Genomic DNA, 12,373 nt, shown 5'->3' on the forward strand with positions numbered 1-12,373 from the left:
GCGGCGGGGCCGGTTCGACCGCCGGTACGGGCGCCGCCGGAGGTGGAGGCGCCGGTGGCGGGACCGCGGCCTTGGGCGGCTTGGGGTGGTGGGTGACGACGTTGGCCCGCACGTCGGGACCCTGGTGATTGGCCGCCCGCATGCCCACCGCCAGCGCGATCACCAGGCCCAGCACCCCGACCACGAACAGTGCCGCCACCCCACCGGCGACAAGGATCGGCTTGCGCTCCCGCTGCGGGATCTCGGTGGTGAAGTCCAACAACCGGGAGTCGACGAGTTCGGGGTTGTCGGTGGTATCCGGGATGGCGCTGTAGGCCAGCGGCTCGTTGTCGATGGTGCCGCTGTAGTCCACCTCTTCGGGCGCGACGTAGGCATACCCGGAGCTGACCAGCGCCGGGTCCAGCTCTCCGGTGCCCGGGTCCTGCGCCCAGGCCAGCGCCCGGGTGGAGGAGAAGAACAGCGGAGCGTGCGCGCTGGCCAGCGCCGCCCCGCGAGCCAGTGCCATGTCGGGTTCCTCCGGCACACTGACCGGCAGCGGGGTGGCCTTGTCCAACTCCGGTTTGATCATCGCCACATTGACGCCCGAACCCACCACGAACAGCCCGTCGGGGTTGGAGTCCAGCTGTTGGGCGCCGGCGGCCAGCTCGGTGACTTCCTCGACCGCACGCTCGTCGTCGGGCGACAGCGGCTGCCGGTGGATCTCGGCGATCGAGCCGTCATCGGAGCTCACCACCGCCAGAGTGGCGGCCTCCGGCTCGACGAACAGCAAGGCCGTCCGGGAGTAGCGGGTCGCGCTTCCGACTGCTTGGGCCAGCGCGGCCGAAGCCAAGAACGCCGACACCAGCATCACGTTCTCGACCTTGCGGCCCTCCAAAGCGGCTCGCAGTGCGTTGGCCTCGGCTGGGTCGCTCCAGGTCACCCCGGTCGAACTGAGCTGATAACCGCCCTCGCGAGCGGCCTCTTGGGTGCCCAGGATGGCCGAGACCACCCGCTCCGGGGCGCTCTGAGTGCCGGCCCCAACCTGAAAGTCGTCGTGCTCGACCGTGGCCCCGTCGGCGCTTTCGCCTTCCACCACCACCATGCGCACCGTCGAGGGTGCGACCGACACCCCGAGAACGATGTCCACGAAACCTCCCCTGCTGCTGATCGGCCAGGTAAGCGGGCCGAACCCCTGCCAGGGCTGGCAATACCGGCTTCATCGCAGCCGCGCGGCGGCCGTCAGATCCGAGGGCTAACCGGACTTGATGAAGTTCTGGTATGAGCGGGACGGCGTCGGCCCGCGCTGGCCCTGATACTTCGACCCTACGCGCGTACTGCCGTAAGGGTGTTCCGCCGGACTGGTCAACCGCAGCAGGCACAGCTGACCGATCTTCATTCCCGGCCATAACGTGATCGGCAGATTCGCCACGTTGGACAGCTCCAGGGTGATGTGTCCGGAAAAGCCCGGATCGATGAATCCGGCGGTGGAGTGGGTCAACAGGCCGAGGCGGCCCAGGCTGGACTTGCCCTCCAGGCGGCCGGCCAGATCCTCGGGCAGGGTGCAGCACTCCAGGGTGGAACCCAGGACGAACTCGCCGGGATGCAGCACGAACGGCTCACCGGGGTCGGGCTGCACGAGCGTGGTCAGCTCGTCCTGCTGTTTGGCCGGGTCGATGTGGGTGTAGCGGGTGTTGTTGAACACCCGGAACAGGCTGTCGAGGCGAACGTCCACGCTGGACGGCTGGACCAGGGCGTCGTCGAAAGGGTCGATGCCCAGCCGGCCGGCGGCGATTTCGGCCCGCAGGTCGCGATCGGAGAGCAGCACCGCACGAGCGTATCCGCTGCGCTCGGTCCCTAGGCGAGCAGACGCAGAATCGCACGGAGCACTCCGTGCACGTGCGATTCTGCGTCTGCTCGTCGGGGTGGGCTAAGGGTTCGGCCGGGATGCTAGCCTGCTAGCGCAGCAATGCCGATGTAGTTCAATGGCAGAACATCAGCTTCCCAAGCTGAATACGCGGGTTCGATTCCCGTCATCGGCTCCACGTTTGAGCAGGGGTTTTACCTCGGATGGCCCGCCTGGTCGGCGCGATGGTCCCTTAACGGTCCCTTGTTTTCGGCTCCCAACCAGGGCGGGAACTGTCACGACTCGATCTCTACCCGGGTGATACAAACGCGCGTCCCGGGCGCGCTCTGACAAAATGGCCGACATGAGCACATCCGGAACGGAAGGCATCGAAGAATTTCAGGTGCCGTTGGCTTGGCCAGTGGACCTTGCTTCGCAGGCAGTGCCGGTGAATCAGGTGCTGTTCGCTTGGGACCAAGAGAACCGCGACGTGGTGTACGCGATGTTTGGGCACCTCGGCCCACCGCTCTGGTTAACACCAGAAGTCGCTAGGCAGCATGCCGCCGAGTTCGGCGAGGCACTGGCTGTTCAGCCGAGGGGCTCATTCATCCTCAGCAGGTCTCGGGCAGAAGAGATTTGGACCGTCCTTGGCCGCCATCTCGGCAAGATTCCAAACGAGCAAGCTCCCCAGTGACCCTGTACGCCGTCCCCACAGCTACAAATGGTCGGGAAATCACAATCTCAAGCGTCACACTAGCAACAGGCGCAAGGGGTGTGTGGAGCGTCCAAGTCGCACCTCACAGGAGTTATCACGTAAAAAGAGACCTACAATCGGCTCTGTCAAGCACTATCGTCGGCGTGTCGCGTTTAATTGCGACGAACAGCAGGGTTCCGAACATCGCCGCAGTGAGGAGGGTCGCTATGTCACGACTCGACTCTCTGCTGTCCTTGACAGACGGCTGGGACGGCCCTGGAAGTATCTCCGTTTCCAAACAGGCCCTCACCAACTACACCCACTTCATCGACCTGTTGGGTCCGCGCGTTCGGCTTGACGCTGAGCCGATGGCTACGCCGAACGGTGGCATCCGAATGGAATGGGACCGTGGCGAGAACAGCTACGTTGCCGAGATCGAGGGCAACGGTGGCATGTTCCTCTGCAAGCTAGGTTCAAGCCCAATCGACGACCGCGAGATCGAGCTCCCCTACACAGATTTCGACCTGCTCATCCAGTTCTTCGAGGTTGGCACGATTGTCAGCTGAAGAGGACGAGCGGGGCAATGCGATGCCGCCGAGCGGAATGCTCCTTTACCGCCAAATTAGCCCCGGCAAGTTAAATTCTGACGGCCCTGGCAAGTCCAATTTTTTGCCCGAGGACCATCGCTGTCTGTCGACGCGTCGAGAAGCAATCACAGCGAAGGGCGCACACGACGCCTACCTTGCCGAAGGCGGGCAATCCCTTGGCACATGGGGTGTAACAGTCCAAGAAACTTGTGACGCGGGACTCGAAGCTTACGACGACGAGCACCTTGATGAGCACCCGCCGTTCCATGTGACAATCTGGTTCCCCGACAACCTGTCTCGCGGCCAGCAAGAGCGATTTGCTCGTCAGCTCCACTCCTACGCCAAGCAACGTGGCGATAGGGGCTGGTTGTACGGCCCGGTGCAGGGCTAACCTATAAGCGGCACAACATTTCCGGTGTACGTCGGCTTCGGCGTAGCCAACGCCCCGAGCGCGGCCATGTTGCCCGCGTGGTCATCGGTATTGATCAGGTGGGCGTAGACGGTCAACGTCGTCTTGACGTCTCGGTGGCCCATGAGTTCCGCGATGTCGATAGGCCGTATCCCCGCCGCGATACACATGCTCGCGTAGGTGTGGCGGAGCGAGTGGAACGACTGCGCGGGCGACAACCCGGCGGTCGGCGTCAGCCGGTTCGCCCGCAACACAGCGGGCCGGTACACCGCCTTATAGAACGTCGGGTGCCGCAACGGCGAAGTCCAGTCGAGCACCAACCTCGCCTCAGCGTCAGCCACCGAAAGTGCAGCGAGGACATCGGCTTGTCGGCGGGCTTTCGCTCTCGCGGTCGGGGTGGCGGCGCTGCCGTCTCCTGTAGCCGCCGCGCCATCGGCAGGCTGCGCAGCTACTCCGGTGGGCTTGGGCCGAGTTAGCGCCATCGACGGCCACAGGGGCGCTGTCGGCTCGTCGGCGCGCGGGTGCTCCGCGAGGTAGTCGCGCAACAACGCCGTCGTCTCGGACGTCAGCGACACGCGCCGATTGGACCCCGGCGTCTTTGGGGTCACGTAGACCAACTCGGCCCCGATCACCCGCGCGGCGCGGCGCACCCACAAGGTACCCGGCTTCGCGGGCGCATTCGGGTTCAGTGCCGGCTCGGGCAACTCCACGTCGCCTACCGTCAGTCCGGCCAGCTCCCCCGCCCGCAACCCCGCCCATGCCGCCGTGTGCACCAGCACGTTGTAGGGCCAAGGCGTATCCGCCATGAGAGCGGAAACCTGTGCCGGGGTGAGGAACTGCTTCGGGTCGTCCACCACCCCAACCGGCCCACCCTTGCGTGCGTGCTCTTTGGGAAGCTTGACGTGCTCGGCGGGGTTCTTGCTCAGCCGACCATCAACCACAGCCTGCTCCAACACCATTCGGACCGTGAAGAACGCGTGGCGGACAGTGCTTGGCTTCTTTCCTGCGTCGGTCAGCGCGTTGACCCAATCCTGGATGTATTCGCGGGTGATCTTGTTCAGCGGGTAGCCGCCGAACACCGCATCAATTCCCAGTGTCTTGCCGTCGCCGCGACGGGTCGCCGCCGGGGCGAGGGCGTAGGCGTGGTTGTTGTGGGTGGCGCTCTTGAGGTCGGCCCGCGACTCCAACCACCGCGCCGCTGCGTCACGGAACAACACCTTGCCCCGCCCGGGGTTGAAGTCGTCGCCGGCCACCACTGCGGCGTCGGCCTTGGCCGCGAATGCCTTGGCCTCCTTGCGGGTGCGGAACCCGCCCCTTGTCAGCTGTTCACCGTCCGGCGTGTACCAGCGCACCACGTACGTTGTTGTGCCGCTAGCGCGTACGCGCTTCTGAATACTCGCCATCGGTCAATTCCCTTCGGTTGGTTGGTCAGTCACATGCCGCCAGGTGCGCCGGTGGACTACCGCGCTCATGGTTGCCTGAGTCACGCCGTAGATGTCCGCCAAGTCGTTCACGCCCCAGCGCCGCGCCGCGTAGTCGGCGCGAATCTCGCGCACGTCGTCCTCGGTGAGCTTGGGCCGCCAGCGGTAGTTGCGCGCCGGTGTTGGTTCCGGCGGGCCGTCGTGGCCGCTGCGTGGCTGCGGGGCCGGTTCGGCGTCCGCGTACCGGGGCGGCGGTGCACCGGTGTAGGCGCGGCGTACGGGACGCCGAGCGGGGTCCGTCGAACCAGCGCCCTGCGGGGTGTGGTCACCACAGCGCCCCGCCAGGCGCGAACGGGTTGGCGACATCGTCCTTGGGGGCGTTCTGCCAGGGCATGTTCGGCTGGTTGTAGGTGCCGATACCGGGGTTGCCGCCGATGGGTTGGCCGGGTTGCGGGCCGACGCGTAGACACGGGTCGTACCACTGGCCGGCGTTACCGGTCGGGTCGAACGCGCAATACGGAAACGGCACGGGGTCCCCGCTGGCCGCCGCCGGAGCGACTAGCGCAGCGCCCGCGATGGCCAGGGCGGTGATGAGTTTGTTGTTCATGATGCTGCTCACATTTCTATTGCGGCTGTGGCGCTCTGGTAGATGCGGCGCACGGTGGAGGTCTGCCAGTTCGGTCGGCCCGCTGGGCTGAGCACACCATCGGACTCCAGCGCCTTGGCGATAGCACCGAAGCTCAGGCCGGTGTTGCGGTCCATGACGATCCGCCGCACGACACCGGGCTTGGCTAGCCGTGGCCGCCCGATCGGCTCACCGCGAGCCTTCTTGGCGGCTAACCCGGCCTTGGTGCGCTCGCTGATCAGCTCGCGTTCGTACTCGGCGAAGTTGACCACGGTCCGCGCCATCATGCGGCCCGCCGCCGTCGTCAGGTCGAGGTTGAGGTCCAGCACGACCAGTGACCAGCCCTGCGCCTGGGCATCTTCGATGATGTTGGCGGCGTGAACGACTGACCGTGCCAGCCGGTCGAGCTTCGCCACGATCAGGCCGTCACCTTGCCCAGAGGCTAAGAGTTGCAGGACTTCCCGCAGGTTGCCATTGATGTACTTGCCGCTGGCGGCTTCGTCGACGTAGTGCTCCACGGTCCACCCGCGCCGGTTGGCATCGGCGTCGATAGCGGCGCGCTGGGCTTCTAGGCCGTTGCGGCTGTCGGCTTGTTCTTCGGTGCTGACCCGGCAGTACCCGAAGAACAGCCGGCCATCGGCGCTCATCGCTGCGCCTCCTGGTCCTGATCAACAATGTTCTGCGCATAGCAAATTGGGCAGGCGTACTTCGGCTTAGACCCACTGTCATCGACCATGGCGACCGGCATATCGGGGTGGCCGCAGTAGGAGCAGAAGATGACGGTGGCCCCGAAGCCGGAGTGCTCCAGGAGAAATGTCAGCAGCGCCCCGAAGTCGGGCGATAAGTGGGCAAGCTCGTCACTGTCTGTCGCGCTGAGGAGCCGCCGCAGCTCGGCCCATAGTTGGGTGGTGTCGCGGTCGGCGTCGGGTCTCATGTCGCCTCCTGACCTCGTAGCTGGGGCGTGACCGTTCGGTTCCGCCTTACGCCTCGACTCTACGCCAGTCAGCACACTCTATAAATGCGCTGGCCTGCACATTTATCTTCTATGGCTAACGCATTCGGCGTACCCGCCCTAGCCGCGCGGCTGCCCTGTTCGCTCGGGCGGCGTCCGCGGTCGCGTCCTCCAACGTCGCCAGCTCCCGACCCGGCGGGCCGATCACCGGGCGCTCGCGCCGCTCCGCCACGACCGGGCCGCGATTCCGGCTCGTCTACGAGTTCCGCGTCCACGACTTCGATGGGTTCCGGCGGGGCCAAGGCGGGCCGGTCCGGCGGCAAGCCCTGACGGGCGCGGGACTCCGCTTGAGTGATCGGCGCGACACCGACTATGTCGTTGAGCACCTGTTCGTAGGGCTTCAGCTCCACGCCTACCTCCACGGCCTGCTTCGCGCCCACCCCCGCCCGGTCCAAGGCGTCTCGGATCGCCGCCAAAGCAACGTGATCCGGTGCGTCACCGTCGAGCGCAATCCCCAGTAGCCGCTGCACGAGGGCGTCGGCGGCTTGGTCAAGTCGGCGCTTTGCGGCTGCGCGAACTTGCGGCGCTGCTCCACCATGTACAGGGCAAACTGTGGCTCCCCTGGCGGCAGGTCTGCGGCATGGCTGCCCATCGCGCTGACGGCGCGCGGCGCACTTGCCATCGAAGCCCATACGTTTAAGGTCGGCGCGTTCAGAGGTAGGCATAGTTCTCTCCTTTCATCGGGTGGAAGAATCCCGCCATGAATAACGAGATCCAACTTCCAGACTTGACTCCATATCTCGGGTTACTGCTCTCTGCGGCGGCCATCCTCTTGTTGATCTGGTGTCCGTTGATCGCGGCATTAGTCGCGCCAGAGGGCCGCCGCTTGGAATTCTTCTTGCTGACGCTGGTCGTACTGTGGGGACCGTTCGGCGTCGCGTGCGCCGCCGTTGCAAATCCACGTCCCAGCGACGATGAACAGGCTGCGAGTCCGCTAGCGGATGGCGGCGTTCGTGCCGGGGCGGTTGGCCAGGGCGGGCTTTAGACGGGGAAAGTGGGGAACGCTTCCCCGCCTGGCGCACGAAAGCTCGTGTCCCGCGCGTATCTCCCGAATGGTGGATTGCCAATGACCAGGACTTCGTAGGATCAACTACGCCGCAGATTCTCACCGCAGACGGGGAACCTCGTCCCCCTGTCCCCGTCTGGCCAGCGGACATCATCGGCCCTCCTTGAGGCGGAACCGATAGCCGTCATTGCCCTGGTACTCAATCGCATTCACTTCGACCGACCCCACCAGCCGCAGAGAATCAAGGGCAGGCTCAACGTATTTCCGGTCGTCGCTGCGGAAGCACTTCTTGATCTGGTTGAGGGTGCGGTCGTTTTCCAGCCGCAGCTTTCGGCATATCCCCTCGGCGACACGGGCAATAGCCTTCTCCCGCAGGACATCCGCCTTCACAGCTTCACGTTCAGCGTCCTGGAGTCCACGCGCATGACTGGCCGCTTCCCGCTTGACCTTGAGCGCGGCCTGCACCTCGGCCCGTACCGTATTCGACACGCCCATCACCACGCCCGCCAAGTCCCAGTCCTCTTCTGTGACTTTGTCGGTGCGCCCATTCATCCACATCAGTCCGACCGCAACCTTCAAGCGTGCGAGGGTCGCGTGTGCGTCCAGCGCCTTGGTCTCGGGCACTTCACCGCGCAGCTTCGCCCGCTGCTCTTGACGGATAGCCTCAACAACACTCGGTGGCAGACCCAGCACATGGAACTCGGCCTTGTTGGCGGGAGTATCGAGCCGGTACGTATCCAGTTTCAGCTTCACCGCGTCGTCGTCGCTGTCGGGGCTGGGAGTGGGCCATGCCGGAAGTGCTAGCGGCTCGGGTTCTTCGGGTGGTTCATCCGGCGCGTCGGCGTCGGTCGTCGGCAACCAGATGAACCGTTGCGGTGTCCCGCCGTCCGCATCCTGCAAAAGCGTGCCCCCACGGCCCGGCTGAACCCCGACGATCATCGTCATGCGGTAGCGGTGGGCCATGATCGCCACGGCCTTCTCAATGTTCGCCCACCCGAACCCCAACCGCTCACCCATCCACGCTTTACGTAGCTCGGGCATTAGCGTTGAACCGCTGCGGCCTGCGAGAGCGGCGAAGGTGTCAACCTCACCTGCCGTGAACATGACCGCGTTGCGCAGGTTGATCTGGTCGGCCTTTTTCTTGTAGGCGTATTGCTTCGGGATTCCCTCGCCGCTGCCGGGGGTCGCTACATGCACATAGGTCTCACCGGCCACGAAATCCTCGGCCGCCGCTTCGGAGGTGTTCTTGCCGAACCCCGACCGCGCCACCAGTGCGACGAATAGATTCAGGCTTCCCTCGGATCCAATCGTCGGCGGTAATACGACGTTGGGTGGGATGGTCGCTATCACCCTCGCCAGAACTGCCCCGAAGGTCGACCACGGACCCACGCAGCGTGCCCGCGCAAAGGTCCGCAGCCTCTCTAGCTCCGGCCGCGCCGACCAGAACGCCTCCAACTCGGCGTCGGTGGGTGATCCATCGTTGCGGTGTGCTCGGTCGGGGTCCGCGACAGCGACGGCCATTGCCCACTGGACGATGCGCCTGTACTCGGCACCCAGGGACGCAACCCGCTGCGGTTCGGTGTCGGGGTCGAAGTGTTCGGCGTAGACCCGGTGCAAGGTGCCGAACGCTTCGCGTGCCGGGTAGCAGCCGGCCATCGCCTCCGCGAACGCCCAGGGCGCAACGCTCACCAGGCTGTCGTGGCGGCTGGCGCCGTCTGCGATGCGCTGCCGTAGCTGGGTCACCTGGCCAGCGATGGTGTGTCGGCAGCCTTCCCGGCCGCACCCGTCGCCGGTATGGGTATCTAGGAACGCATCCATCTCCGCGTCGGTCAGCGGGTCGGCGTTCTCCCCGGCCTCGGTCAGGCACTCCCGCAATACGTCGGGCAGCGGGCCCAGCGGGCCAGTCCTGACCTGTCGGTAGTAGCCGCCTTTGGTGTCCGCGTCGGGGTGCGGTGTGGGTGCGGCGATGATGACGCCGTTCTTGCCCCGGAACTCTCCCGCGACCGTGAAAGCGCCCGCGCTGTTCCCGTACTCCTTGCCGTCGTCGGGCAACAGGAACATGTAGTGCCCGCGGTCACCGTCTCGCCGTGTTCCCTGTACCGCCCCGGCAGCGCGAAGGGCATCCGCGACACCTGATAGTCCATACCCGTCAATGCAGTTGAGGCTGTCCATGTCGAGGTCGAACACACCCGCGCCCGACCGGCCGCAGTGCAGCGCGATGCCATAGTTGGGGTTTGCGGTCCACCACCGACGTATCTGTTCGGGGTCGCGGCTGGACTTCTCATGCCACTTGCCCTTCACGACGCTGCCGGGATTCTTGAGATCGGCGGGATCAGTCGGAAGCACATACCAACCGGCCTCCGCATACATCAGCGCAGCTTTCAGCAACGACAGGCCGGCCACGTCAGGTAGGTGCAACTCGTTGTCCAGTAACGACTTTCGGCGGGACTTGTTTTCAGATAGACTCACTAGTTCTCCAGAGCTTGATCAGTCAGGTTCGTTGAAGACACCCCTAGCCGCCCGCCAAATCGGCTGGGGGTGTTCAACTGTTCATGCCAGTGTTCAATCGGTATCGTCCTGACTGGCGTCGCGATGCGATCCAGTTGAGCCCGTCCCGCTTGCTGAAGTAATTGCCTCGCCCGATCCGCGTCGGCAAGATTTCACGTCGCAGCACCGCATCTCTGATGCCGCGGCGAGTAACTGGCAAATCCTCTTCGTAGTACAGATATTCGTAGAGTTCCTGCTCGCTCAAGTTCGGGCGATCCGAGTCGTCCATCGGTTGCTTCTCCTAGACATGTTGCTTAGACAACAAAAACTGGCGCGCGTCGAAGGTGGACCCTCTGAAGCCTGTGAGGGTCTGCCTTCGACGCACGCCAGTACAAGTCGGTTTAGCGCGTCGCTAGGGGTTCCGTAGAACGCTGTCTGTCGGTTCTATGTGTCCCCGTCGAAACGGTATTCGGTTATCCCGCAAGCGTACCCGATCCGTCGCCGAGCCGCCGATCTCTCGCCCCCAAACGCCTTCCGGCCGCCCGGAGCGGCGCCCACTGGATGTGCCAATGACGCCGCAAGGAGGATCGTCCCCCTGTCAGCAGGTGAGGCCCGAGAGATGTGACCGGCCACGACTGCCGGATCTACATCACGGCTGTGCGCCCGCGCCGCCCTTGCCTCCGACGCCGGGTGTGTTGCCAACGTGTAGGCCGCCTTCAAGGCCGGCACCACCAGCGCGACCCCCGGAGCTGCCGCCGTCGCCCCCAGCCCCGCCATCGCCAGCTGGGCCGCCCTCGCCTGACCAGCTACTACTACCGCTACCCCCGGTGCCCCCGGCACCACCATTGCCGCCAGCACCGCGTGCCGTTGCGTCACCGCCACCTCCGCCAATGCCACCATCGCCCGCCGCGCCGCTCTGGAAAGAGGCGGTTCCCCCGGTACCACCGGTACCGCCGCTCCCGCCGTTGCCGCTCAGACCGATACCAGTTCCACCGGCACCTCCATTGCCACCGGCTCCACCAACACCGCCAACGCCACTACTGCCGCCGGTACCACCGGTACCGCCGCTCCCGCCGTTGCCGACGAACGAGCCCCCGGCACCGCCAGTGCCACCCGTCCCACCGTTTCCGCCACTACCGACGAAGCCAAGTAAGTCGAAGATTGCGGGGTTTCCGCCCGTGCCACCAACACCACCGCTACCACCACTACCGAAAAGACCCGCGCTACCACCGGCACCACCATTGCCGCCGAGACCACCGACCCCTCCGCCGATTGACGGGGCGGTCGCGCCGATCCCGCCGGTGCCGCCATCACCACCGTTGCCGAACAGCCAGCCGCCAGCGCCGCCCGTACCGCCAGCAGTGGCCAGGTAGCTGGCCGCTTCACCGTCGGTGTCGCCAGCTATTTCCTGGAGATAGCCGTCGCCGCCGCGACCGCCATTGCCGAGCATCCCGGCCGAGCCACCCGTAGTGCCGGCTGCGCCGTCGCCGCCGTCGCCGAACCACCAACCGCCGTGTTGAGCCACGGTGCCGCCGATGATCTGACCCGACTCGTCGGTAATCACCGTCGAGTCGGCGCCATCGCAGATCAGCCCGCAGCGGTTGTCAAAGGCGAACCATGCGTTGATCGGGTTCAGCCACCACAAGTTGTCGTTGATGAAGTCATCGAGACGGCCATGGAAGCCACCCATCCCGTTAGCGCCGACCCAAAACAGATCAAACGTCTCCGCCAGATTGGGTGAGGCACCGACCGCGACACCCGGATCGATGAAGCTGAAGCTGTCGAGCAGGTCATCGACATCGGCAACCGCGATGGGCTGAGCAGCCGGCGCCAACAATCCGAAAGCCGCGAATGCCCCCGCCGCACCGGCGGCGACAACCACCCGGCCAATCGCGCGTGTACTTGTCCGACGCCCCATCTGATTGCCTCCTGACTCAGCGCAGCCTGATCAAAACCTAAACGATAGCTGAACGGATTGCAGCGTCTCCTGGTTTGCGGCAAGAAGTAATGCCTCGCTGACGGCACCCTGACTGCCACGCGCAAGCTCGCGCCTGTCGCCAAAGCCCACATGGGCGCCGGGGCGTGTGGGTTCCACGGTCCCTTATCGGTCCCTCGTACCCAGTCGAACTGCGCCCGTACCGGAGCCGTACCCCAGCCGTATGCCAAACGTACTAAAAACGCTGGTAGACCTGCAATTTAGATCAGCGAGAACGCCGTCTAGCTGGGCCTATCCGAACCTGTGTTCGGCCATGGAAATAGCTTCCCAAGCTGAATACGCGGGTTCGATTCCCGTCATCGGCTCCATGTGAT

The 12,373-nt window shown here is 65.1% G+C and carries 13 protein-coding genes and 1 tRNA gene; 5 read left to right on the forward strand and 9 right to left on the reverse strand.

All coding sequences use genetic code 11. From position 1 onward, the window contains the following. Both AWC16_RS18610 and dcd read right to left on the reverse strand, forming a co-directional pair. A partial coding sequence (locus AWC16_RS18610) for a DUF7159 family protein (RefSeq protein WP_085266238.1) occupies positions 1-1,126 on the reverse strand: 1,126 nt, incomplete at its 3' end. Between the two features lie 105 nt (positions 1,127-1,231). Further along, complete coding sequence (dcd, locus tag AWC16_RS18615; RefSeq protein ID WP_085266239.1) at positions 1,232-1,804, reverse strand: dCTP deaminase; 573 nt, start codon at positions 1,802-1,804, stop codon at positions 1,232-1,234. 143 nt (positions 1,805-1,947) lie between these two features. On the opposite strand from dcd, the gene AWC16_RS18620 reads away from it, so the two are divergent. The 4 genes from AWC16_RS18620 to AWC16_RS24020 all read left to right on the forward strand — a co-directional run bounded on the left by AWC16_RS18620 (position 1,948) and on the right by AWC16_RS24020 (position 3,494). Further along, positions 1,948-2,021, forward strand: a tRNA-Gly gene (locus AWC16_RS18620). A gap of 165 nt (positions 2,022-2,186) precedes the next feature. Beyond that, positions 2,187-2,516, forward strand: a complete 330-nt coding sequence (locus AWC16_RS18625; RefSeq protein ID WP_133055986.1) for a hypothetical protein — start codon at positions 2,187-2,189, stop codon at positions 2,514-2,516. Positions 2,517-2,743: 227 nt separating this feature from the next. Then, positions 2,744-3,082, forward strand: a complete 339-nt coding sequence (locus AWC16_RS18630; RefSeq protein WP_085266241.1) for a hypothetical protein — start codon at positions 2,744-2,746, stop codon at positions 3,080-3,082. Then, positions 3,072-3,494, forward strand: a complete 423-nt coding sequence (locus AWC16_RS24020) for a hypothetical protein (RefSeq protein ID WP_133055987.1) — start codon at positions 3,072-3,074, stop codon at positions 3,492-3,494. The genes AWC16_RS18630 and AWC16_RS24020 overlap by 11 nt, the downstream gene beginning before the upstream one ends. On the opposite strand, the gene AWC16_RS18635 is transcribed toward AWC16_RS24020, so the two are convergent. From AWC16_RS18635 to AWC16_RS18655, 4 genes are all read right to left on the reverse strand, one after another. Then, entirely contained in the window at positions 3,491-4,915 is a 1,425-nt protein-coding gene (locus AWC16_RS18635) for a tyrosine-type recombinase/integrase (protein ID WP_085266242.1), read from the reverse strand. The genes AWC16_RS24020 and AWC16_RS18635 overlap by 4 nt on opposite strands. A gap of 343 nt (positions 4,916-5,258) precedes the next feature. Then, entirely contained in the window at positions 5,259-5,552 is a 294-nt protein-coding gene (locus AWC16_RS18645; protein ID WP_085266244.1) for a hypothetical protein, read from the reverse strand. Further along, complete coding sequence (locus AWC16_RS18650; RefSeq protein WP_085266245.1) at positions 5,549-6,205, reverse strand: recombinase family protein; 657 nt, start codon at positions 6,203-6,205, stop codon at positions 5,549-5,551. The genes AWC16_RS18645 and AWC16_RS18650 overlap by 4 nt, the downstream gene beginning before the upstream one ends. Further along, positions 6,202-6,492, reverse strand: a complete 291-nt coding sequence (locus tag AWC16_RS18655) for a hypothetical protein (RefSeq protein WP_085266246.1) — start codon at positions 6,490-6,492, stop codon at positions 6,202-6,204. The genes AWC16_RS18650 and AWC16_RS18655 overlap by 4 nt, the downstream gene beginning before the upstream one ends. Before the next feature lie 778 nt (positions 6,493-7,270). On the opposite strand from AWC16_RS18655, the gene AWC16_RS24025 reads away from it, so the two are divergent. Then, on the forward strand, positions 7,271-7,555 hold the full coding sequence (locus AWC16_RS24025; RefSeq protein WP_133055989.1) for a hypothetical protein: 285 nt from the start codon (positions 7,271-7,273) through the stop codon (positions 7,553-7,555). A gap of 171 nt (positions 7,556-7,726) precedes the next feature. Here the strand turns inward: AWC16_RS24025 and AWC16_RS18665 are convergent, their stop codons facing one another. The 3 genes from AWC16_RS18665 to AWC16_RS25745 all read right to left on the reverse strand — a co-directional run bounded on the left by AWC16_RS18665 (position 7,727) and on the right by AWC16_RS25745 (position 11,945). Beyond that, the gene (locus AWC16_RS18665) at positions 7,727-9,979 is read right to left on the reverse strand and encodes a bifunctional DNA primase/polymerase (protein WP_085266248.1); all 2,253 of its coding nucleotides are present in this window, start codon (positions 9,977-9,979) and stop codon (positions 7,727-7,729) included. Between the two features lie 139 nt (positions 9,980-10,118). After that, positions 10,119-10,352 (reverse strand): hypothetical protein, encoded by a 234-nt coding sequence (locus AWC16_RS18670; RefSeq protein ID WP_085266249.1) that lies wholly within the window; start codon positions 10,350-10,352, stop codon positions 10,119-10,121. A gap of 360 nt (positions 10,353-10,712) precedes the next feature. Beyond that, a complete protein-coding gene (locus AWC16_RS25745) occupies positions 10,713-11,945 on the reverse strand; it encodes a hypothetical protein (protein WP_165759262.1) in 1,233 nt (410 codons plus the stop codon). Between the last annotated feature and the right edge of the window lie 428 nt (positions 11,946-12,373).

It is taken from the genome of Mycolicibacter longobardus, from assembly GCF_002102265.1.
GTDB classification, from domain to species: Bacteria; Actinomycetota; Actinomycetes; order Mycobacteriales; family Mycobacteriaceae; genus Mycobacterium; species Mycobacterium longobardum.